Origin of the sequence: Citrobacter sp. Marseille-Q5395, from assembly GCF_947057495.1 — a bacterium.
In the GTDB taxonomy this organism is placed as follows: domain Bacteria; phylum Pseudomonadota; class Gammaproteobacteria; order Enterobacterales; family Enterobacteriaceae; genus Citrobacter; species Citrobacter murliniae.
This window is the reverse complement of the sequence record NZ_CAMSEL010000006.1, coordinates 276,901-298,837: the sequence shown is the minus strand read 5'-3', so window position 1 is coordinate 298,837 and position 21,937 is coordinate 276,901. Positions and strand designations below refer to the sequence as shown.

The following is a 21,937-nucleotide window of genomic DNA, read 5'->3' as shown; positions in this document are numbered from 1 at the left end:
TCTTACAACCGAGAGAAATCATTGAAAAGTGCAAGCCCCATTAACAACACCAGCAAAATAGAGCCAATGCGATAACTAAAGTCTTGAACCCGCTCGGATACCGGACCGCCCTTCAGCTTTTCAATCGCCAGGAACAGCAGATGCCCCCCGTCAAGAACGGGCAACGGAAACAGGTTGATTATCCCTAAGTTCACGCTGATAAGCGCAAGGAACATCAGGTAATAAATTACCCCGAACTCCGCTGACATCCCAGCCCCCTGGGCGATAGAAATCGGCCCACTGAGGTTGTTCAGTTTTACATCACCGGTAATCAATTTTCCCAGCATACTGACCGTCAGCTTCATCAACTGCCACGTTTTATCCGTGGCTTCGAGGATGGCGCTGAACGGCCCATACTGGCGTACAGTCTTGTACTCATCAGGCAGAGGGATAATTTTAGGCACAACGCCTGCAAAACCTTCCGCCTTTCCATTACCCGGTTTGGTATCCGGGATTAATGTTAAAGACAAGGGACTCCCCTGCCTTTCAATTTCGAGCGCTAACGGCTTACCCGGATTATCGCGCACCAACATCACGAACGTCATCCATTGCGTTAACGGTTGACCATCGACTTTAACGATCCTGTCGCCAGCTTGCAAACCCGCCTTGCTTGCAGCGGAGTTAACCTGCACTTCTGACAGCACCGGTTCAATCTGCGGACCGCGCGGGCGAATCCCCAGACTAGAGACAGGATCCTCTTTATCTGGCTCAAATGCCCAATCGCGCAGATCCAGCGTTTTGTCCTGTCGCTGGTTGCTGCCAAACTGCGCCACGCTGATGGTCGTATGCTCATCGCCGATTTTGGAGACCAGCTGCAACCGCACAGTATCCCAATCTGGGGTTTCGATGCCATCAACAGCTTTTAGTTCCGTACCAGGCAAAATTTGCGCCTGAGCGGCGATCGAATTAGGTGTGATCTCACCAACAACCGGACGCACACCAGGGACACCGATGATAAAGACCAACCAGTAGGCAAAAATAGCAAAGATGAAGTTTGCAATTGGGCCTGCAGCGATAATGGCAGCACGTTGCCCAACTGTTTTATTGTTGAAGGCGTGGTGGCGCAGCTCCGGTATAACCGGCTCAGCACGCTCATCCAGCATTTTGACGTAGCCGCCGAGTGGGATCAGGGCGATGACGTATTCAGTACCCAGTTTATCGGTACGACGCCAAAGCGCTTTTCCAAAGCCAATGGAAAAGCGCTCGACACGGACTCCACAGCGCCGGGCAACCCAGAAATGACCAAATTCATGCACAGTGATAAGCACACCGAGTGCGACGATGAATGCAGCCAGATTCCAGAGAATACTCAGCATAAGACCATCCGTTAGAGTGTCCTGAATACCAGTAACAACAGGCAAGCAAAGACCGGTACTGCAGCCGTCAGGCTATCAATGCGATCCAGAATACCACCGTGCCCTGGGATTAAGTGACCACTGTCCTTAATACCTGCTTCACGCTTAAACATACTCTCGGTCAAGTCACCCAACACGGAGGCCAGGGCTGCAACGATAGAGCAAATGAGCAAGGTGACAGGCGCAACATCAAGATTCGCCCACATACCATAACCCCATGAGATCACAGCAGCAGTGGCGAGTCCGCCAATAAAACCTTGCCAGGTTTTACCAGGAGAGACCTTCGGCGCCAGTTTATGCTTGCCAAACAGCTTTCCAAACATATACGCACCAGAATCCGCTCCCCAGACGAGGATCATGACATAGAGCAGCCATACCGCGCCACTATAATGATTCTCATCATAATGCCAGGCTCGTAGCGCCAGCATTCCCCAAAAGAAAGGGACAATGGTTAAGATGCCGAAAATTATGCGTAATACCTTTGAATTACGCCAGACTGCCGCTGAACCGGGGTAAAATAACACCAGTAATAGCGCTACAGCCCACCAGCCTAACGACGCCCAAAGCGACAATTCAACCAGCGGCTGGTGAATATTGTGATGATATTCAGGCAGCAAAAACAGCATCAGTGCCAGCAGTAGCCCACACAGAACCGCCAGCCAGACTCGCTGCGTGCGAGTGGCAAAACCGCTTAACTGTCCCCATTCCCAGGCTGCCAGCATACAAACGACCAGCGTAACAATGGCGAACCCCACCGGCGGCAACAAAAACAGCGCCGCGATGACCACGGGTATTAAAACAAAAGCAGAAATCAGGCGATACTTCAGCAAAAGCGACCCCCATCAGGCTTTTTCATCACCGGGTTCGGTGCCGCCGAAACGACGCTCTCGATTAGCAAAGGCATGCAGCGCACCTTCAAAGTCTTGTTCATCGAAATCGGGCCAGAGAACATCCGTAAAGTAAAGCTCGGCATAGGCAATTTGCCACAGCAGAAAATTACTAATGCGGTGCTCTCCCCCAGTCCTTATTACTAAATCCACCGGAGCCAGCTCATGCATGCAAATTTGTTGACCAAGCATCTCTTCATCAATTTGCTCAGGACGCAGCAGACCTTCCTGCACCTGTTGTGCCAGTTGTCTGACTCCCTGGACAATATCCCACCGTCCACCGTAATTCGCAGCAATATTCAGCGTTAACCCGGTATTTTGGGCGGTAAGCGCTTCCGATTTGCGGATCCGTTCTTGCAAACGTGAGTTAAATCGACTGATATCCCCGATAATACGCAGACGAACGTTATGGCGGTGCAGGTTTTTCACTTCGCTATCAAGCGCCCACACGAACAATTCCATTAACGCGCTCACTTCCTGCGCAGGTCGGTTCCAGTTCTCACTGCTAAAGGCATACAGCGTTAACGCATCAATACCGTTATTGGCAGCAAAAGAGACAGCCCGGCGGACGGATTTTGCTCCGGCCTTATGCCCAAAGGCGCGAATCTTCCCTTGCTTTTTCGCCCAGCGGCCATTGCCATCCATAATAATGGCTACATGGCGGCAGCCATGTGCTGGCAAATTTTCGCTTAATGGTTGAGTTGCAGACAACATAACGCGTTTTTAGTCCCTGAAAGGATTTTACGGTACTCAGGAATACTGAAGCCTTTTGCTCTTCATCCTTCAGGCTGCCTCTTTGTTAGCTGCGCTCATTCGCCCCAGCCACATACTGATTGTATGCTCCTGGGAACTCATTCACTTGCCGCCTTGATGCAACCTGAATGATTTTGTGTATCCACAAAAAAGCCGTGTCAAACCACGGCTTACCCGACCGAAAAAAAGCAAATACCCACAATCGGGTGGCGCAGACTATATCACTGAAGCCCAACGCTAACAAATAGCACGATCCCCCGTAGAGGGATTATCATCAGCTTGAGAGTCGCGTCACTTGTTTTGTGGCGACTTCCCTGGCGATGGCATCGACCCTCAGCACGTCATCAACGCTCTGCGGTTCCTGCAAATCCATCTTATCCAGTACGGATAAATTTAGACGTGCGATATCAGTAAATCGAATCTGCTGCGCCAGGAATGCGGCAACGGTAATTTCATTCGCGGCGTTCAGCGCGGTTGTCGCGGCCTGCCCTTGCTCAAATGCGTCCATTGCCAATTTCAGGCACGGATAACGCTGGTAATCAGGTGCGGAAAAAGTCAACGCACTGAGTTTGCAAAAGTCGACAGGCTTAGCGCCAGACGTCACACGTTCCGGCCATGCCATCGTATGAGCAATCGGTGTACGCATATCAGGCTCACCCAACTGGGCCAGCACACTACCATCCTGATAACGCACCATCGAGTGAATCACCGACTGCGGATGAATCAGCACTTCCATCTGGCTTGCACTGGCATTAAATAACCAACGCGCTTCAATGTATTCCAGACCTTTATTCATCATGGTGGCGGAATCGACTGAGATTTTTCTTCCCATCGACCAGTTCGGATGACGGCATGCTTGATCGGGCGTCATTGAAACCAGATCCTGCAATGGCGTTTCACGGAAAGGGCCCCCAGACCCGGTAAGCAGAACGGACATTACGCCATTTTGCTCAAGGTCAGCGTATCCCAGATTGTGTTGGATAGGTTGAGGTAAACTCTGAAAAATCGCATTATGTTCGCTATCTACCGGCAAAAGCTGCGCTTTGTTGCGTTTCACGTCGTCCATAAACAGACGTCCGCAGGTCACTAAAGACTCTTTATTTGCCAACAGAATACTTTTGCCCGCACGGATTGCCGCCAGCGTCGGTAATAACCCCGCTGCGCCGACAATCGCCGCCATCACCTGATCGACGTCATCCAGCGCAGCCATATCACAGGCTGCCTGTTGCCCACTCATCACCTCAGTGCGACTTCCGTGCTCCTGAAGTGCGGCTTTCACCAGCACTGCGCTTTTTTCATCGTCCATCACCGCATAGCGGGGAGAAAACTCCAGGCATTGCTCTACCATGCGGGTGACATTTTTACCCGCAACCAACGCAGCAACTCGAAACTTTTCCGGGTTATGGCGTACTACATCCAGCGTACTGCAACCAATAGAGCCGGTTGAGCCCAGAACGGTTAATTGCTTCATCAGACATCCAGAAGAATTGATACAGGATAAAAAGCAAAACGCCGCCAGTTGATCCTCACAGATCCCCCAAGCGGCGTTTTAAACGTACAGACGAATCAGAACTGCATCAGTTCCGCTTCTTTCTCTGCCAGCGCCGCATCAACTTTCTTGATTGCTGCGTCAGTCAGTTTCTGTACGTCGTCCTGAGAACGGCGATCGTCATCTTCGCTGATCTCTTTATCTTTCAACAGAGCTTTTACTTTATCGTTGGCATCACGGCGTACGTTACGTACAGCAACACGAGCCTGTTCAGCTTCACCACGCACAACTTTCGTCAGATCTTTACGACGCTCTTCGGTCAGCGGAGGCAGCGGAACGCGGATATCGGTACCCGCAGAACTTGGGTTCAGACCGAGGTCAGAAGCCATAATCGCCTTCTCAACAGCCGGCCCCATTGAACGGTCAAACACGTTGATTTTAAGAGTACGGGAATCTTCAACCGTTACGCTTGCCAGCTGACGCAGCGGAGTTGGTGTGCCGTAATATTCTACGACAATACCGTCCAGCAGGCTGGGAGAAGCACGACCCGTGCGAATTTTGCTGATTTGGTTTTTGAACGCTTCTACGCATTTATCCATGCGCACTTCAGCATCTTTTCTGATATCGCTAATCACGTTACGAATCCTTGAAAACTTGTCTCAGACAGACCAGACGGAAGCACTGATGCGCTAAGTATAGTCTTGTTTAAAATATGCCACCGGGTAAGTGACCCGCTTGATTAAAGCGGAATCTTACCCGTATTTGGCCTCGACGGAAATTATTCCGTGATTAAAGTGCCTTCTTTTTCACCCATAACAACACGGCGCAAGGCACCTGGTTTGTTCATGTTGAAGACACGAATCGGTAATTTGTGGTCACGAGCCAGCGTGAACGCAGCCAGATCCATCACTTTCAGTTCTTTATCCAGTACTTCACTGTAGGTCAGTTGTTCGTACATGGTAGCGGTTGGATCCTGAGCCGGATCGGCGGTAAATACGCCATCAACTTTAGTGGCTTTCAGAACCACATCCGCTTCGATTTCAATACCGCGCAGACAGGCTGCAGAGTCAGTAGTGAAGAACGGGTTACCGGTACCCGCGGACAAAATAACAACGCGGTTGTTACGCAGCAGGCTGATAGCCTCTGCCCAGCTGTAGTTGTCGCACACGCCGTTCAGCGGAATAGCAGACATCAGGCGAGCGTTCACATAGGCGCGATGCAGTGCGTCACGCATTGCCAGGCCGTTCATAACTGTTGCCAGCATGCCCATGTGGTCGCCCACAACGCGGTTCATACCCGCTTTTGCCAAACCTGCACCGCGGAACAGGTTACCACCGCCAATCACTACGCCAACCTGAATGCCCAGTTCAACAAGTTCTTTAATCTCTTGCGCCATACGGTCAAGGATGCTTGCGTCAATACCGAAACCTTCAGTCCCCTGCAATGCTTCGCCGCTCAGTTTAAGCAGAATGCGTTTGTAGACGGGTTTTGCGTTGGTAGCCATTTTCTTTCCTGCGAGTGTCACGAATGGGATGATTTAAATCGGGTGACATCATGTGTTTCCTGCCGTTTGTTGCCTACTGGAACTGGCTGATTTTCACATGACGGGTACAAAAAGGAGCCGCCCTGAGGCGGCTCCGGACAGTACAATTAAGACTGTTTAGACATTGCAGCAACTTCTGCTGCGAAGTCAGCTTCAACTTTCTCGATGCCTTCGCCCACTTCAAAGCGGATGAAGCCAGTCACGTCAGCGTTGTGCTCTTTCAGCAGCTGGCCAACGTTTTTGCTCGGGTCCATTACGAAAGGCTGACCAGTCAGAGAAACTTCACCGGTGAATTTCTTCATACGGCCTTCAACCATTTTCTCTGCGATTTCTTTCGGCTTACCAGACTGCATCGCGATGTCCAGCTGTACCTGGTATTCTTTCTCTACCACTTCAGCAGACACGTCTTCTGGTTTAACGAATTCTGGTTTGCTTGCAGCAACGTGCATCGCCAGGTGTTTAACCAGCTCTTCATCAGCGCCTTTAGCCGCAACCAGAACACCGATGCGCGCACCGTGTTGGTAGTTGCCCAGAACGTCGCCTTCCAGGATTGCAACGCGACGGATGTTGATGTTTTCACCGATTTTAGCAACCAGCGCAACACGCTCTTCTTCGAACTGTGCTTTCAGGACTTCAACATCAGTCACTTTACCTGCTACAGCCGCGTCCAGAACTTTGTCTGCGAACGCCTGGAAACCACCGTCTTTAGCAACGAAGTCAGTCTGGCAGTTAACTTCCAGAATCACACCGAAGTTGCCTTCGATTTTGGTTTTGATCACGCCGTCAGCAGCAACGTTGCCTGCTTTTTTCGCAGCTTTGATCGCACCAGATTTACGCATGTTTTCGATTGCCAGCTCGATGTCGCCATTAGCTTCAGTCAGTGCTTTTTTGCAATCCATCATGCCTGCGCCAGTACGCTCACGCAGCTCTTTTACCAGGGATGCGGTAATTTCAGCCATTCTAAAATCCTCGGAAGATTTGATCTGCCCGGCATTAAACCGCACAGATTTAAAAGTGAAAAAGGGGGCCTAATACAGGCCCCCTAACCAAACGTGATACTACCTGGTCTATAAGGGCTCTAACGAGCGTGCCTTATTATTCAGCTTCTACGAAGCTTTCTTCCGCCTGGGAAGCCAGATCCTGAGAACGGCCTTCACGAACGGTTGTAGCTACAGCGCCCAGGTACAGGGTAACAGCACGGATTGCGTCGTCGTTACCCGGGATAACGAAGTCAACACCGTCCGGATCAGAGTTGGTATCAACGATAGCAAATACCGGGATACCCAGGTTGTTTGCTTCTTTGATAGCAATGTGCTCGTGGTCAGCATCGATTACGAACAGAGCGTCCGGCAGACCGCCCATGTCTTTGATACCGCCCAGGCTGTTTTCCAGTTTCTCAAGCTCACGGGTGCGCATCAGCGCTTCTTTCTTGGTCAGCTTTTCGAAAGTACCGTCCTGAGACTGAGTTTCCAGATCTTTCAGACGTTTGATGGACTGACGAACAGTTTTCCAGTTAGTCAGCATACCGCCCAGCCAGCGATGGTTCACGAAGAACTGGTCGCAGCTGTTAGCAGCTTCTTTCACCGCTTCGCTTGCAGCGCGTTTAGTACCAACGAAAAGGATTTTACCTTTACGAGCAGAGATCTTGTTCAGTTCAGCCAGAGCTTCGTTGAACATCGGTACAGTTTTCTCAAGGTTGATGATGTGAACTTTGTTACGCGCACCGAAGATGAACGGCTTCATTTTCGGGTTCCAGTAACGGGTCTGGTGACCGAAGTGAACACCAGCCTTGAGCATGTCGCGCATGGAAACAGTTGCCATGATTAAAACCTCTATATATAAAAGTTGGGGTTAAGCCTCCACGCATCCCATATTACCGACCCCAAAGGGCACCCCGGAATATGTGCCGATACGTGTGTGTTGTTACACAAAGTGAGATTTGTCGCTTCAGTCCATCTTGTGTATCTGAGAATGGAACGGAAGTCCGGCGCGCTTTATACCACAAATACGCCGCAGACACCAATAATTGTTGGCGGTCTGTGCTGTTAATGATTCTCAATTTGGCAGTAAGTACGCCGGACTGTTACCATTGGCAGCACTTACACAATTATTGTCGAAATCATCGACACTGATGGACAGAATTCATGGCTATCTCAATCAAGACCCCTGAAGAAATCGAAAAAATGCGCGTCGCTGGTCGTCTGGCCGCTGAAGTGCTGGAAATGATCGAACCGTTTATCAAACCGGGTGTCAGTACCGGCGAACTGGATCGCATCTGTAATGACTACATAGTGAATGAGCAGCAGGCTATATCCGCCTGCCTGGGTTATCACGGTTATCCGAAGTCTGTGTGCATCTCTATTAACGAAGTGGTATGCCACGGGATCCCGGATGATGCCAAACATCTTAAAGATGGCGATATCGTCAATATCGACGTGACTGTCATTAAAGACGAGTTCCATGGCGACACCTCAAAAATGTTTATTGTCGGCAAACCGACAATTCTCGGCGAGCGTCTGTGCCGCGTTACGCAGGAAAGCCTGTATCTGGCACTGCGGATGGTAAAACCAGGCATTCGTCTGCGCACGCTGGGCGCTGCGATTCAGAAATACGCGGAAGGAGAAGGCTTCTCTGTGGTTCGCGAATACTGTGGTCACGGTATTGGCCGCGGCTTCCATGAAGAACCTCAGGTTCTGCACTACGATGCTGACGATGGCGGTGTAGTACTTCAGCCGGGCATGACCTTTACCGTGGAACCGATGCTGAATGCGGGTGATTACCGCATTCGTACCATGAAAGACGGCTGGACGGTGAAAACCAAAGACCGTAGCTTGTCTGCACAGTACGAGCATACTATTGTAGTTACCGAAAACGGCTGTGAAATTCTGACGTTACGCAAGGATGACACCATCCCGGCGATCATCAAACACGACGAATAATTTTTTGCCTGATGGCGATGTCCCCGCATCTTATCAGGCCTACAAATTGCTCTACTTCGTAGGCCGGATAAGGCGTTAGCGCCGTCATCCGGCTTTTTAATGGGTGGCGCACAATGAATACTCTTCCTGAACAGCACGCAAATACTGCCCTCCCCACCCTGCCTGGCCAACCGCAAAATCCTGGAACCTGGCCACAGCATGATCTCAACTGTACCGGGATTAAAACGCATATCGATACTTTCCAGCACTGGTTAGGCGAAGCGTTTGACAGCGGTATTTCTGCCGAACAGTTGATTGAAGCCCGCACCGAATTTATTGACCAGTTGCTGCAACGCCTGTGGATTGAAGCTGGCTTCGGCCAGATCGCCGATCTGGCGCTGGTTGCCGTCGGTGGCTATGGACGCGGTGAACTGCATCCGCTTTCCGATATTGACCTGCTGATCCTGAGTCGTAAAAAGCTGCCTGACGCCCAAGCTGAGAAAGTCGGCGAGCTGTTAACGTTACTGTGGGACGTCAGGCTGGAGGTCGGGCACAGCGTGCGCACGCTGGAAGAGTGTCTGCTGGAGGGGTTGTCAGATTTAACCGTCGCCACCAACCTGATTGAAACACGACTGCTGATCGGCGACGTAGCGCTGTTTCTTGAGCTACAGAAACATATTTTTAGCGAAGGTTTCTGGCCGTCTGATAAATTTTACGCCGCCAAGGTGGAAGAGCAAAATCAGCGCCACCAGCGCTATCACGGTACCAGCTACAATCTGGAGCCGGATATCAAAAGCAGCCCGGGCGGCCTGCGCGATATCCACACCCTGCAATGGGTTGCCCGACGCCATTTTGGCGCAACCTCGCTTGATGAAATGGTCGGGTTCGGTTTTCTGACGCTGGCGGAGCGCGCCGAACTCAACGAATGTCTGCACATCCTTTGGCGCATTCGCTTCGCACTGCATCTGGTGGTCAGTCGTTATGATAACCGTCTGCTGTTCGACCGTCAGTTGAGCGTAGCCCAACGGCTTAACTACAGCGGCGATGGCAACGAGCCGGTCGAACGGATGATGAAAGACTATTTTCGCGTCACGCGTCGGGTGAGTGAACTAAACAACATGCTGCTACAGCTGTTTGACGAGGCTATCCTCGCCCTGCCTGCGGATGAAAAACCACGCCCGATTGATGATGACTTTCAACTGCGCGGTACACTGATTGACCTGCGCAACGATGATCTGTTCATCCGTGAACCAGAGGCGATTCTGCGAATGTTTTACACTATGGTGCGTAACAGCGCGATCACTGGAATTTATTCCACGACGTTGCGTCATCTGCGCCATGCCCGCCGCCATTTAACGCAACCGCTGTGCTACATCCCGGAGGCCCGCTCGCTGTTTCTCAGCATGTTGCGACATCCAGGCGCAGTGAGTCGCGGTCTACTGCCAATGCACCGCCACAGTGTTTTGTGGGCCTATATGCCGCAATGGTCGCACATCGTCGGCCAAATGCAGTTTGACCTGTTTCATGCCTACACGGTGGATGAACACACCATCCGAGTGATGCTAAAGCTGGAAAGTTTTGCCAAAGAAGAGACTCGTCAGCGCCACCCGTTGTGTGTGGATCTCTGGCCGCGCCTGCGCCAGCCGGAGCTGATTCTGATTGCCGCGCTGTTCCACGATATCGCCAAAGGACGCGGCGGCGACCACTCAATTCTTGGTGCCCAGGACGTTCTAAAATTCGCCGAATTGCACGGACTAAATTCCCGCGAAACACAACTGGTCGCCTGGCTTGTACGCCAGCATCTGCTGATGTCAGTTACCGCTCAGCGTCGTGATATTCAGGATCCTGAGGTGATTAAGCAATTCGCAGAGGAGGTGCAAACAGAACATCGTCTGCGCTTCCTGGTCTGCCTGACGGTAGCGGATATTTGCGCCACTAACGAAACCCTATGGAACAGCTGGAAGCAAAGTCTGTTGCGAGAACTGTACTTCGCCACAGAAAAACAGCTACGTCGTGGAATGCAAAACACGCCGGATATGCGCGAGCGCGTACGCCACCACCAACTTCAGGCACTGGCGCTGCTGCGTATGGATAATATTGATGAGGAAGCGCTACACCATATCTGGTCGCGCTGTCGCGCCAACTATTTCGTGCGCCACAGTCCAAACCAGTTGGCCTGGCACGCACGCCATCTGCTACAGCATGATCTGAACGATCCCTTGATTTTACTCAGCCCACAGGCAACACGAGGCGGGACAGAAATTTTCATCTGGAGCCCGGACCGTCCTTACCTGTTTGCTGCGGTCTGTGCAGAACTGGATCGTCGTAATCTTAGCGTCCACGATGCGCAGATTTTCACTACACGTGATGGAATGGCGATGGATACGTTTATCGTGCTGGAACCGGATGGTAGCCCGCTGTCATCAGACAGACACGAAGCGATCCGTTTTGGGCTGGAGCAAGCGATCACTCAGCGTAGCTGGCAGCCGCCGCAGCCACGTCGTCAACCGGCAAAATTACGTCACTTTACCGTCGACACCGAGGTCACTTTTCTGCCGACGCATACTGACCGTAAATCATTCCTGGAGCTTATCGCGCTCGACCAGCCTGGACTGCTGGCGCGGGTCGGACAGATTTTTGCCGATCTGGGAATTTCGCTGCATGGCGCCCGAATTACAACCATTGGCGAGCGAGTAGAAGATTTATTCATAATCGCGACAGCCGACCGGCGTGCCCTTAATAATGAGCTGCAACAGGAAGTGCATCAACGGTTGACAGAGGCCCTCAATCCAAACGATAAAGGGTAATGCTTTTTATTTATATGGAAAGAGTTTAACAATGCAGCAGTTACAGAACGTTATTGAGTCCGCTTTCGAGCGCCGTGCCGACATCACTCCGGCAAATGTGGATACCGTAACCCGTGAAGCGGTTAATCAGGTTATTTCTCTGCTGGATTCCGGTGCACTGCGCGTCGCAGAAAAGATTGAGGGTCAGTGGGTCACTCATCAGTGGCTGAAAAAAGCGGTACTGCTCTCTTTTCGTATTAACGATAACCAGGTTATCGATGGTGCGGAAAGCCGCTACTTCGATAAAGTACCAATGAAATTCGCCAACTATGACGAAGCGCGCTTCCAGAAGGAAGGCTTTCGCGTAGTGCCGCCTGCGGCTGTGCGTCAGGGTGCATTTATCGCCCGTAATACGGTTCTGATGCCGTCATACGTCAATATCGGCGCATACGTTGACGAAGGTACCATGGTTGATACCTGGGCTACCGTAGGTTCGTGTGCCCAGATTGGTAAAAACGTCCACTTGTCTGGCGGTGTTGGCATCGGTGGTGTACTGGAGCCATTACAGGCTAACCCAACCATCATCGAAGATAACTGCTTCATTGGCGCACGCTCTGAAGTCGTAGAAGGCGTAATTGTCGAAGAAGGTTCCGTTATCTCTATGGGCGTTTACATCGGCCAGAGTACGCGTATTTATGACCGCGAAACGGGTGAAGTACATTATGGACGTGTCCCGGCCGGCTCCGTTGTAGTATCAGGCAACCTGCCGTCGAAAGATGGCAAGTACAGCCTTTACTGTGCGGTGATCGTGAAGAAAGTTGATGCTAAGACGCGAGGAAAAGTCGGTATTAACGAGCTGTTACGCACCATCGACTAACGGTATTTTGAAAAAGCGGGCCTGGCCCGCTTTTTTTACATCTGCGAGTGGCATAAACAAGGCTTTTCGTTAATTATTCAATGGTTATAGTGAGCTTAAGGGTACCGCTATGTATGACAATCTGAAAAGTCTGGGCATTACCAATCCTGAAGAGATCGATCGTTACAGCCTGCGGCAAGAAGCCAATAACGATATCCTGAAAATCTATTTCCAGAAGGATAAAGGCGAGTTTTTTGCCAAGAGCGTAAAGTTTAAATATCCCCGTCAGCGTAAAACCGTGGTCGCCGATGGCGTTGGCCAGGGTTACAAAGAAGTGCAGGAGATAAGCCCGAACCTGCGCTACGTGATCGACGAACTGGATCAGATCTGTCTGCGCGATCGTAGTGAAGTCGATCTTAAACGCAAGATCCTTGATGATTTACGTCATCTGGAAAGCGTCGTCACCAACAAGATCAGCGAGATTGAAGCCGATCTGGAAAAACTAACGCGTAAGTAAGCAGTTTGTTGCCGGATGGCGGCGTCTTACGCCTTATCCGGCCTACAGGTATATCCTCGTAGGCCTGATAAGCGTAGCGCCATCAGGCAATCAATCAATGCTGCTCATCCAGTTGTAACGCCACATACAGCAACAACCTGTCATCAAAATTTCCCAAATCCAACCCGGTCAGCTCAGAGATACGATTCAGGCGATATTCCAGCGTATTACGATGGATAAACAATGCCTTAGATGTCGCCAGCGGCTGCACGTTATGACGAAACCACGCCGCTAATGTCCGCCGCAGCAAGCCGTTGTTATCCATCGCTTTCAGCCTTACCAGTGGGCGCGCCAGCTCATTAGCCTGCCAGCCGCCGCGCAGGCTGTCCAGCAGCACCGGCAGCATCAAATCCTGGTAGAAATAGCTGCGACTTTCCGGCATACGTTGCTTTCCGACCATCATGGTCGTACGTGCCGTTCGATATGAACGGGCAATACTGCCTGGCCCGGTAAAGTAGTTACCCAGAGAAACGCGAAAGCGCAACTGCCCATTCTCTTTCATCCGGGCAATTAACTGCTCGACGCGCTTACGGTGATCTTCCGCATCCCAGCGACCAAACTGATTAAGCGCAGGCTTCAGCACCACCATCTCGGTAAGAGAAACAATCGCAATCAGGTTATTACGCTCAGGCGTAGTCAGGGCATTTTGTAGCTGCTGCAGTTCTGCCATGGCACTGTCAACGCCAAGCTGCCCACTGTCAACTTCCACCACCGCCACCACGCGCGGCTGGTTCAAATCAATGCCTAAACGTTGTGCCCACTCCATCAGCGCCGGAGTATTTTCTTCGGCCTGAATCAGGTTCATCACCAACTCTTCACGCAGACGACTGTCCTGCGCGAGCAGATGCATCAGACGCGACTGTTCCAGCATCATTTCCGCGGTCATACAAACCAGTTCACCATACTTGCGCAGATGTTCCGGTTCGCCGGTTAAACCAATAACGCCAACAATTTCACCTTCGAGCCGTAGTGGCAGGTTTATTCCCTGGCGCACACCGTGCAGATGCCTGGCGACGGCATCATCGATATCCACCACGCGCCCCTGCGAAAGCACCAACAGTGCGCCTTCGTGCAATTCACCAATACGCTCGCGATCGCCGCTGCCGATAATCCGCCCACGGGCATCCATTACGTTGATATTGGTATCAATGATGCGCATCGTGCGTGCCACGATATCCTGCGCCATTTTGGTATCAAGATGCCAGCCAGCCATAAACCCTCCTGTGAGCAGAGCTCAAGCATAAGGAAGATCATACGCAGCAGCATTGTGCAAATGCACAAAGCGAAGAAGAGAAGTATGGAGTTGTGGTAAGTATCACAAAAAGAAACCCCTCCCTGGTAACAGGAAGGGGTTTGAGAGGATTACTGCATCAACAGATAGATTGAGGTGTCACCACGCTGAATATTCAACGCCAGAACAGACGGTTTGCTATCGAGGATTTTGCGCAGTTCCGCGATATTTTTCACCGGTTGCTGATTGGCACCGATAATCACATCCCCTTTCTTCAGGCCAATCTGAGCCGCCGGAGTATTCGGTTTCACATCGCTTACCACGACCCCTTTGTCCTGGCCTTTGTTGCTCATATCCGCACCTTCAATCCCTTTGAAGATGGAGCTGGAATCTACCTGAGTCTGGCTACTCTGCTGCAGTTCCAGGTTCACAGTGACCGGTTTACCGTCGCGCAACAGACCAAGGCTGATTTTGCTACCTACAGGCATCGTGCCGACCTGCGCACGCAGCGCGGCAAAACTGCTGATAGGCTTACCGTTCAGCGAGGTAATCACATCCCCGGCTTTGATACCGGCTTTCGCTGCGGATGAATTCGGCATGACCTGACTGACGAATGCGCCACGCTGTGCGTCAACCTTCATGGCTTTGGCCAGCTCAGAGTTCAGTTCAGTGCCCAGAATACCCAACTCACCACGTTTAACCTGGCCAAACTCAACCATCTGCGAGGTCAGGTTTTTCACCATGTTGCTTGGGATAGCAAAACCGATACCGATATTACCGCCGTCAGGCGCGAGGATCGCGGTGTTAATCCCAATCAGCTCACCGTTCAGGTTGACCAGTGCGCCACCGGAGTTACCCCGGTTAATCGCGGCGTCCGTCTGGATAAAGTTCTCGTAGTTTTCCGCATTCAGACCGCTACGCCCCAGCGCAGAAACGATACCCGAAGTTACCGTTTCACCGAGGCCAAACGGGTTACCAATGGCGACAGTGTAATCACCCACGCGCAGCGCATCAGAATCTGCCAGCTTGATCGCTGTCAGGTTCTTCGGATCCTGAATCTGGATTAACGCAATGTCAGAGCGTGGATCTTTGCCGACGATCTTCGCGTCAAATTTACGCCCATCGCTCAGTTGTACTTTAATCACCGTGGCGTTATCGACCACGTGGTTGTTGGTAACGACATAACCTTTAGCGGCATCAATAATAACGCCGGAACCCAGCGCCATAAATTTCTGCTGCTGCCCGCCACCATTACCTGCGCCCGGCGCACCGCCCTGGCAGAATGGTGAGCTCTGGAACGGAGAACCATCCTGGCAGAACGGGGAATTATCACCGAAGAACTGCTGGAAATTACGCGGCATACGCGGCGTATTCACCGTCGTGCTCCCCTCGACGTTAATACTCACCACCGATGGCATCACTTTTTCGAGCATCGGGGCCAGGCTTGGCATCTGCTGGGCCGTCACTGCTGAAGACGCTGTCTCAGCCGCCGTTGCAGACAGGGGGGACAACGCCAAACCTAAACTCAGAGCCAGTGCACTCATTGCTAATGTGGTTTTTTTCATGTGTTTCGTTCTCGATTAACAGATAACGCAAAATTGCTGTATACGTCAGAGTCGTTTTATAGCGCGAAGTTCCAGAGTAAAGTTTCAGGAAAAAGTAAAATTTTATTGTCAGTCTTTACAAATGAGTATTTATTGTTCTACCGCCATTAGTCGCCGGTATTCATCCCAGGCATACAAATCCGTCATCCCGCTGATATAATCCTGGATCAGGCGACAGCGATAATAATATTCAAAAACCGGATACTCTGCAGAAACAGACGATATTTTACTAACAGCCTCAACGTAAGCCAACCGATGGCGCGTAGACAGCTTTTGAAATAATCGCGACTCAATCGGAAAGTGTTTTAATCTTTCATTTTCAACCAGCGCGCTAAAGTCTGATTGCGTCATTTTTAATAACGGCTTATAGATTTCCAGTAGCCCACTGATAACCCGATACCCCTGTAATTCCAGTTGTTCAACATCGGGATGGCTAAACACATGTTTCATCGCCACATTTTTATAAACCCCGAGCAATTGGCTGAAGCTACTGGCGTCTTCCAACAGCGCGTGATTAAAGCTACCCTCAAAAATCTGCGGCAAGTTATCAATAAAACGCTGGGCCGCATACGGTACTAGTTTATTCAGCGTGTTGACTCGCAAATACATAAAGAACTGATCTTCCGTACTGCGACTTAATGTATTTGAGCGCGATTTCTCCCAGGCATTCTCAACAACCTGGGTAAACAGGGAACCTTTTTCGTGCTGTCCCCATGCCTCGTACAGATGGTGATAAAGTTGTTCGACACTGAAGATTCTTTTCTCAACGGCATCTTCCAGGTCGGCCACACAATAAGAGATATCATCGGCCGCCTCCATAATCCAGGTTAATGGAAAGCGACTGTAAGGTGCTAAAGATAATTCTTTACGCAACCTCTCAATATACGGTTCCTCGGAAAGGTAATATCCCGGTTTTTTCATTAAATAGTTATGTGTTGTCGGGGCAGCTCCGCGCCACCATGCCGGACGCGTATATTTTAAAATACCCCCAACCTGCGCCCAGGTAAGGTTCATTCGCATCAAGGTATGTACCAACCGAATCCCCTGCGCATTACCTTCAAAGTGGCACAAATCCTGCCGCACTTTACGGCGGATATCATTGAGAGACTCTTCGCCTTCACGCAAACGCAGCGCCGCCACCAGGCAGCGGTCATCGCTTAAGGGCTGGCTTTCCGCATCCGCGGGAAAAAGTCGCTGGCGGAACCAGTCGTTAATCGCCGCTTCACCGAAGTGCCCAAACGGTGGATTACCAATGTCATGCATCAGACAGGACATTTCGACAACACTTTCAAAAGGGCCAGTCAGCTCATCCAGGCCATATTGTTCCAGCAACTTTAGCTCTTTTAGTCGGCTGAGGATCTCTTTTGCGATATAGCGCCCCACCTGCTGAACTTCCATCGAATGCGTCAGACGTGTGCGCACCGCTGCATTACGCTCCAGCGGAAAAACCTGGGTTTTTTGCTGCAGCCGGCGGATTGCCGGGGAGTTGATAATACGTCCGCGATCGCTTTCAAAAATTCGCAGGATCTCATGCTCAGATTTCACGCCCTGCGGCGAACGGTAACGACGATGCCAGTTTATTTTTTTTCGGAAATCGATCTGTGCCATGTCCTCTCCCGCCTGAGAAATGCGCTACCCCTTAAGCGCATGATAGACTATGCCCTCAAATCTGGCTTATCGCGAGTAAATCTATGAAAATCGGCATCATTGGTGCAATGGAAGAAGAAGTTACGCTCCTGCGTGACAAAATCGAAAACCGTCAGACTATCTCCCTCGGCGGTTGTGAAATTTACACCGGCCAACTGAACGGTACTGAGGTTGCGCTACTGAAATCTGGTATCGGTAAAGTGGCTGCGGCACTGGGCGCAACGCTTTTGCTCGAACGCTGCAAGCCGGATGCCATCATTAATACCGGTTCTGCGGGCGGCCTGGCCTCTACGCTGACAGTCGGCGATATCGTAGTTTCTGATGAAGCACGTTATCACGATGCTGACGTTACCGCATTTGGCTATGAATTTGGCCAGTTGCCGGGCTGTCCGGCAGGCTTTAAAGCCGATCCCGCACTGATCACAGCGGCTGAGTCCTGCATCGCAGAACTCAACCTGAACGCCGTTCGTGGGCTGATTGTCAGCGGTGACGCCTTCATTAATGGATCTGTTGGCCTGGCAAAAATTAAACATAATTTCCCGCAGGCAGTTGCTGTAGAAATGGAAGCCACGGCAATTGCGCACGTTTGCCACAACTTTAAAGTCCCGTTCGTGGTGGTTCGTGCCATCTCTGATGTCGCCGATCAGCAGTCCCATCTCAGCTTTGACGAATTCCTGGTTGTTGCCGCGAAACAGTCGAGCCTGATGGTTGAAACGCTGGTACAGAAACTGGCGCATGGCTAAATTAATGCCCAGGGCGCTGGCCGCCCTGCTTTTCACTCTTCCGGTGTGGCTCTGTGCCGCACCGCGTGTAGTTTCACTCTCCCCTGCTAACACCGAACTGGCCTTTGCCGCCGGCATTACCCCGGTCGGCGTCAGCAGCTACTCAAACTACCCGCCCGAGGCCAAAAATATTGAAGAGGTCTCAACCTGGCAAGGCATGAATCTGGAACGCATCGTGGCGCTCAAACCAGATTTAGTTATCGCCTGGCGCGGAGGGAACGCCGAACGGCAGGTGAATCAACTGACCGCCCTGGGAATTAAAGTTATTTGGGTGGATGCGGTAACCATTGAGCAAGTCGCAGACGCGCTGCGCCAACTGGCGGCGTGGAGTCCCAGACCTGAACAGGCAAAACAGGCCGCGAAAACCTTGCTTGATGAGTATGCTTCATTAAAATCACAGTATGCCAACAAACCGAAAAAACGTGTGTTTCTTCAGTTTGGCGCAAATCCGTTGTTTACCAGTGGGAAAGGCTCCATTCAGCACCAGGTTCTTGAGGTCTGTGGCGGAGAAAACATCTTTGCCGGCAGCCGGGTCCCCTGGCCGCAGGTCAGCCGCGAACAGGTTCTGGCAAGAGCGCCTCAGGCTATCGTTACCACCGGAAATTCGGGCGAAAATCTTAAAATCGAACAATACTGGGGAAATCAGCTAAAAATCCCGGTTATTACCCTTAATAGTGACTGGTTCGAACGCGCGAGCCCGCGTATTATCCTCGCCGCAAAACAACTCTGTAATGCGCTTTCACAGATAAATGAGACACAAAATCATTCATGATGCCTCGAGGCAGCAAGTTAATGAATCCCCGGAAGCGTACAAATAATACGTGACAGGGGTAACTAACGCAGCCAACAAAGAGGCAGCCTGAAGGGTGATGTGTATTGGGGATTCGACAATGCTCGTCTATTGGCTCGATATTGTAGGCACTGCGGTATTTGCTATCTCTGGCGTATTACTGGCCGGGAAATTGCGTATGGACCCCTTCGGTGTCCTAGTCCTCGGCGTTGTTACCGCAGTAGGCGGCGGCACGATCCGCGATATGGCACTGGATAACGGGCCGGTATTTTGGGTTAAAGATCCTACCGATCTGGTTGTTGCCATGATCACCAGCATGCTCACGATCTTACTGGTGCGCCAGCCAAGACGATTACCCAAGTGGATCCTTCCGGCACTGGATGCTGTCGGTCTGGCGGTGTTCGTCGGCATTGGCGTTAATAAAGCATTTCTCGCCGGAACCGGACCACTGGTGGCAATTTGTATGGGAGTGATCACCGGCGTAGGCGGCGGGATTATTCGCGACGTGTTAGCACGTGAAGTACCGATGATATTACGTACAGAAATCTACGCAACTGCATGTATTATTGGCGGGATTGTTCACGCCACGGCGTTTTATACTTTTTCAGTACCGCTGGAAAACGCCAGCATGATGGGGATGATCGTCACATTGCTGATTCGGCTTGCCGCTATTCGCTGGCATTTAAAGCTACCGACGTTTGCGTTAGATGATAATGGTCGATAATTTGACGACGCGGGATACACAGGCCGGATAAGACATTTACGCCGTTATCCGACAAATTGCCCGGCGGCGCGACGCTTACCGGGCAGACAGAATCAGCTCATCAAATGCTGAAGGAAGAGCCACACCCGCAGGTGCTTTTAGCGTTCGGGTTCGTCACAACGAAGCGGGAACCTTCCAGACCTTCGGTATAGTCAACCGCACCACCCACCAGATATTGCAGGCTCATTGGATCAACCACCAGACCAACGCCTTGTTTCTCAATGGTCATATCACCTTCGTTAACCTGATCATCAAAGGTGAAACCATACTGGAAACCGCTGCAACCACCACCGGTGATATACACGCGTAATTTCAGATTCGGGTTATCTTCGTCAGCGATCAGGCTTTTTACTTTATTGGCTGCTGCTTCTGTAAATTGCAGTGGCAGCGCTACGTCATCACTCATATTTTGCTCCAAACGACATTGGCAATTGGATAAATTTCAACCCAATATTTTGGGCCATTATCTAATACCCTGGTATTTCGTTCAAGTATTCTCGCCAGCAGCTGTACTCTGGCTTTTCGCCGCCTGCTCCGCTTCCTGTTTTGCCAGCGTACGTGCAAGAATAGTCGAGTATAGCGGCTTTCCGCCCATAAATTGGGCTAATAGTGTTGCGCCAAGACAGGTAATAATCATTGGCAAAATGAGCTGGTAGTTATCAGTCATTTCCAGAACCAGCACAATGCCCGTTAATGGTGCACGTACTGAAGCCGCCAGCAACGCCCCCATTCCGGCAATAGCAAACGTCCCGGCTTCCAGATGATACTGCGGAAAAGACGCCGCTGCAGCCATGCCAAATGCGGTGCCGAGCAATGTACCCAGCGCCAGCATCGGCGCAAATATCCCACCGGGCGCGCCGGAGGAGAAGCACAGCAGCGTGGTGATGACCCTGGCAACAAAAATAAACAGCAGTATTCCAACACTGAAATTGCCCGCTGCTGCGATAGGGATCAGGTTAAACCCACCACCTGCCGCTTCAGGTTTTATTAAACCGAGGATCCCACACAGACCGCCGATAGCGCCCCCCATCAGCACCCACTTTTTAATTTCGCCGCCGTGGAAGCGTTGAAACATATCCTGGGTCCGCAACACCATCGTATTGAATAACGGTCCGACACAACCAAAAATAATTCCAAGGACGAGATATAACCACAGCGTATTAACCGGTGCATTGGAGAGCTTCCCGACTTCAATGATCGGGGCCTCGCCGTTAAAAATACGGAACACAATGCTGGACATAATAACGCCGGTAAATACGGCTTTGATCGATACAAGGTTGTAACGGAACTGCGGACGCATCTCTTCAAGAATGAACAGGATACCCGCCAGAGGCGCATTAAAAGCGGCCGACAGACCGGCTGCAGCACCGGTAGCCAGCAGAGTATGGCGCGCTTCAGCGCTACGCATACGGAAAACATCAAGCACCATGCGTCCGATATTGCCGCCAATTTGCACCGTCGGCCCTTCTCGTCCAAGCACCATCCCGGCACCCAGCGTTCCCATACCGCCGATAAACTTCACCGGCAATACACGCCACCAACGCACCGGGCGCAACTCTTCCAGTGCACCTTCGATCTCCGGAATCCCCGAACCACCCGCTTCCGGCGCAAATTTACGCACCAGGAAATAACCGACCATTGCCAGCAGCGCAGAGAGAATAAACGCCAGCGGCCACACCAAAATGGCATGATCGGCGACCTGTGCCAGCGTGCCTATACGCAGGTTCTGTACCCAGGACACAGCTTTCTCAAAAGCAACACCAACAAGTCCAGTCACGGTGCCGACAACAGCCGCCATAAAGAGGATCGCCAGCGGCGTCTTGTCCCGATCAAGTAGTCGACGGATCTGATCCCTGCGCCGTAAACGCACAATTTGCTGTGCTTCAAAAGAGGGAGAGTCTGTTTTCATTAGATGATCATTAATTGGTAATACAAATA

The 21,937-nt window shown here is 51.3% G+C and carries 21 protein-coding genes; 7 read left to right on the top strand and 14 right to left on the bottom strand.

Features of this window, described 5'->3' with window-relative positions:
* Window positions 1-2 precede the first annotated feature (2 nt).
* From rseP to rpsB, 8 genes are all read right to left on the bottom strand, one after another.
* A complete protein-coding gene (rseP, locus tag OH663_RS09590) occupies window positions 3-1,355 on the bottom strand; it encodes a sigma E protease regulator RseP (protein ID WP_045439992.1) in 1,353 nt (450 codons plus the stop codon).
* A gap of 11 nt (window positions 1,356-1,366) precedes the next feature.
* A complete protein-coding gene (gene cdsA, locus OH663_RS09585) occupies window positions 1,367-2,224 on the bottom strand; it encodes a phosphatidate cytidylyltransferase (RefSeq protein WP_045439989.1) in 858 nt (285 codons plus the stop codon).
* Window positions 2,225-2,236: 12 nt separating this feature from the next.
* Window positions 2,237-2,995, bottom strand: coding sequence for a (2E,6E)-farnesyl-diphosphate-specific ditrans,polycis-undecaprenyl-diphosphate synthase (gene ispU / locus OH663_RS09580; protein ID WP_200011490.1), 759 nt, complete (start codon window positions 2,993-2,995; stop codon window positions 2,237-2,239).
* A 313-nt stretch (window positions 2,996-3,308) separates the two neighbouring features.
* Window positions 3,309-4,505, bottom strand: coding sequence for a 1-deoxy-D-xylulose-5-phosphate reductoisomerase (gene ispC, locus OH663_RS09575; protein WP_048222030.1), 1,197 nt, complete (start codon window positions 4,503-4,505; stop codon window positions 3,309-3,311).
* Between the two features lie 95 nt (window positions 4,506-4,600).
* Window positions 4,601-5,158 (bottom strand): ribosome recycling factor, encoded by a 558-nt coding sequence (gene frr / locus OH663_RS09570; protein ID WP_045439981.1) that lies wholly within the window; start codon window positions 5,156-5,158, stop codon window positions 4,601-4,603.
* A gap of 143 nt (window positions 5,159-5,301) precedes the next feature.
* Window positions 5,302-6,027 carry a UMP kinase gene (gene pyrH, locus OH663_RS09565; RefSeq protein WP_045439978.1) on the bottom strand — a complete coding sequence of 242 codons (726 nt, stop codon included), beginning with the start codon at window positions 6,025-6,027 and terminating at the stop codon, window positions 5,302-5,304.
* A gap of 146 nt (window positions 6,028-6,173) precedes the next feature.
* Window positions 6,174-7,025: a translation elongation factor Ts gene (gene tsf / locus OH663_RS09560; protein ID WP_045439976.1), complete on the bottom strand. Its 852-nt coding sequence runs from the start codon at window positions 7,023-7,025 to the stop codon at window positions 6,174-6,176.
* A 136-nt stretch (window positions 7,026-7,161) separates the two neighbouring features.
* On the bottom strand, window positions 7,162-7,887 hold the full coding sequence (gene rpsB / locus OH663_RS09555; RefSeq protein ID WP_003018553.1) for a 30S ribosomal protein S2: 726 nt from the start codon (window positions 7,885-7,887) through the stop codon (window positions 7,162-7,164).
* A gap of 323 nt (window positions 7,888-8,210) precedes the next feature.
* Here rpsB and map point away from each other — a divergent pair, with 323 nt between their 5' ends.
* The 4 genes from map to OH663_RS09535 all read left to right on the top strand — a co-directional run bounded on the left by map (window position 8,211) and on the right by OH663_RS09535 (window position 13,143).
* Entirely contained in the window at window positions 8,211-9,005 is a 795-nt protein-coding gene (gene map / locus OH663_RS09550) for a type I methionyl aminopeptidase (RefSeq protein WP_045439973.1), read from the top strand.
* 113 nt (window positions 9,006-9,118) lie between these two features.
* Window positions 9,119-11,791: a bifunctional uridylyltransferase/uridylyl-removing protein GlnD gene (gene glnD / locus OH663_RS09545; RefSeq protein ID WP_045439970.1), complete on the top strand. Its 2,673-nt coding sequence runs from the start codon at window positions 9,119-9,121 to the stop codon at window positions 11,789-11,791.
* 31 nt (window positions 11,792-11,822) lie between these two features.
* The gene (gene dapD / locus OH663_RS09540) at window positions 11,823-12,647 is read left to right on the top strand and encodes a 2,3,4,5-tetrahydropyridine-2,6-dicarboxylate N-succinyltransferase (RefSeq protein ID WP_198906405.1); all 825 of its coding nucleotides are present in this window, start codon (window positions 11,823-11,825) and stop codon (window positions 12,645-12,647) included.
* Between the two features lie 109 nt (window positions 12,648-12,756).
* Window positions 12,757-13,143 carry a DUF3461 family protein gene (locus tag OH663_RS09535; RefSeq protein ID WP_045439967.1) on the top strand — a complete coding sequence of 129 codons (387 nt, stop codon included), beginning with the start codon at window positions 12,757-12,759 and terminating at the stop codon, window positions 13,141-13,143.
* 94 nt (window positions 13,144-13,237) lie between these two features.
* Here OH663_RS09535 and cdaR read toward each other — a convergent pair whose 3' ends face one another.
* From cdaR to dgt, 3 genes are all read right to left on the bottom strand, one after another.
* Window positions 13,238-14,395, bottom strand: a complete 1,158-nt coding sequence (gene cdaR / locus OH663_RS09530; protein ID WP_003018564.1) for a DNA-binding transcriptional regulator CdaR — start codon at window positions 14,393-14,395, stop codon at window positions 13,238-13,240.
* A gap of 149 nt (window positions 14,396-14,544) precedes the next feature.
* Window positions 14,545-15,978, bottom strand: coding sequence for a serine endoprotease DegP (gene degP / locus OH663_RS09525; RefSeq protein ID WP_045439965.1), 1,434 nt, complete (start codon window positions 15,976-15,978; stop codon window positions 14,545-14,547).
* 129 nt (window positions 15,979-16,107) lie between these two features.
* Window positions 16,108-17,625 carry a dGTPase gene (gene dgt / locus OH663_RS09520; protein ID WP_200011489.1) on the bottom strand — a complete coding sequence of 506 codons (1,518 nt, stop codon included), beginning with the start codon at window positions 17,623-17,625 and terminating at the stop codon, window positions 16,108-16,110.
* A gap of 83 nt (window positions 17,626-17,708) precedes the next feature.
* Here dgt and mtnN point away from each other — a divergent pair, with 83 nt between their 5' ends.
* From mtnN to OH663_RS09505, 3 genes are all read left to right on the top strand, one after another.
* Window positions 17,709-18,407: a 5'-methylthioadenosine/S-adenosylhomocysteine nucleosidase gene (gene mtnN, locus OH663_RS09515; RefSeq protein WP_045439962.1), complete on the top strand. Its 699-nt coding sequence runs from the start codon at window positions 17,709-17,711 to the stop codon at window positions 18,405-18,407.
* On the top strand, window positions 18,400-19,218 hold the full coding sequence (btuF, locus tag OH663_RS09510; RefSeq protein WP_045439959.1) for a vitamin B12 ABC transporter substrate-binding protein BtuF: 819 nt from the start codon (window positions 18,400-18,402) through the stop codon (window positions 19,216-19,218). Before mtnN ends, btuF begins: the two co-directional genes overlap by 8 nt.
* Before the next feature lie 118 nt (window positions 19,219-19,336).
* On the top strand, window positions 19,337-19,960 hold the full coding sequence (locus OH663_RS09505) for a TRIC cation channel family protein (protein ID WP_045439956.1): 624 nt from the start codon (window positions 19,337-19,339) through the stop codon (window positions 19,958-19,960).
* 100 nt (window positions 19,961-20,060) lie between these two features.
* Here the strand turns inward: OH663_RS09505 and erpA are convergent, their stop codons facing one another.
* From erpA to clcA, 3 genes are read right to left on the bottom strand one after another with little or no spacing between them, the layout of a single operon-like run.
* Window positions 20,061-20,405, bottom strand: coding sequence for an iron-sulfur cluster insertion protein ErpA (gene erpA, locus OH663_RS09500; protein ID WP_008786260.1), 345 nt, complete (start codon window positions 20,403-20,405; stop codon window positions 20,061-20,063).
* Window positions 20,398-20,463, bottom strand: a complete 66-nt coding sequence (gene yadW, locus OH663_RS09495) for a small protein YadW (protein ID WP_136345333.1) — start codon at window positions 20,461-20,463, stop codon at window positions 20,398-20,400. The genes erpA and yadW overlap by 8 nt, the downstream gene beginning before the upstream one ends.
* Window positions 20,464-20,486: 23 nt before the next feature.
* A complete protein-coding gene (clcA, locus tag OH663_RS09490; RefSeq protein ID WP_045439953.1) occupies window positions 20,487-21,908 on the bottom strand; it encodes a H(+)/Cl(-) exchange transporter ClcA in 1,422 nt (473 codons plus the stop codon).
* Between the last annotated feature and the right edge of the window lie 29 nt (window positions 21,909-21,937).

Coding starts and splice junctions, on each gene's coding strand:
- ispC (WP_048222030.1), bottom strand. CDS start 4,505: ATGAAGCAATTAACCGTTCTGGGCTCAACCGGCTCTATTGGTTGCAGT.
- degP (WP_045439965.1), bottom strand. CDS start 15,978: ATGAAAAAAACCACATTAGCAATGAGTGCACTGGCTCTGAGTTTAGGT.
- btuF (WP_045439959.1), top strand. CDS start 18,400: ATGGCTAAATTAATGCCCAGGGCGCTGGCCGCCCTGCTTTTCACTCTT.
- mtnN (WP_045439962.1), top strand. CDS start 17,709: ATGAAAATCGGCATCATTGGTGCAATGGAAGAAGAAGTTACGCTCCTG.
- pyrH (WP_045439978.1), bottom strand. CDS start 6,027: ATGGCTACCAACGCAAAACCCGTCTACAAACGCATTCTGCTTAAACTG.
- rseP (WP_045439992.1), bottom strand. CDS start 1,355: ATGCTGAGTATTCTCTGGAATCTGGCTGCATTCATCGTCGCACTCGGT.
- OH663_RS09535 (WP_045439967.1), top strand. CDS start 12,757: ATGTATGACAATCTGAAAAGTCTGGGCATTACCAATCCTGAAGAGATC.
- glnD (WP_045439970.1), top strand. CDS start 9,119: ATGAATACTCTTCCTGAACAGCACGCAAATACTGCCCTCCCCACCCTG.
- map (WP_045439973.1), top strand. CDS start 8,211: ATGGCTATCTCAATCAAGACCCCTGAAGAAATCGAAAAAATGCGCGTC.
- dapD (WP_198906405.1), top strand. CDS start 11,823: ATGCAGCAGTTACAGAACGTTATTGAGTCCGCTTTCGAGCGCCGTGCC.
- OH663_RS09505 (WP_045439956.1), top strand. CDS start 19,337: ATGCTCGTCTATTGGCTCGATATTGTAGGCACTGCGGTATTTGCTATC.
- clcA (WP_045439953.1), bottom strand. CDS start 21,908: ATGAAAACAGACTCTCCCTCTTTTGAAGCACAGCAAATTGTGCGTTTA.
- rpsB (WP_003018553.1), bottom strand. CDS start 7,887: ATGGCAACTGTTTCCATGCGCGACATGCTCAAGGCTGGTGTTCACTTC.
- dgt (WP_200011489.1), bottom strand. CDS start 17,625: ATGGCACAGATCGATTTCCGAAAAAAAATAAACTGGCATCGTCGTTAC.
- ispU (WP_200011490.1), bottom strand. CDS start 2,995: ATGTTGTCTGCAACTCAACCATTAAGCGAAAATTTGCCAGCACATGGC.
- erpA (WP_008786260.1), bottom strand. CDS start 20,405: ATGAGTGATGACGTAGCGCTGCCACTGCAATTTACAGAAGCAGCAGCC.
- cdaR (WP_003018564.1), bottom strand. CDS start 14,395: ATGGCTGGCTGGCATCTTGATACCAAAATGGCGCAGGATATCGTGGCA.
- tsf (WP_045439976.1), bottom strand. CDS start 7,025: ATGGCTGAAATTACCGCATCCCTGGTAAAAGAGCTGCGTGAGCGTACT.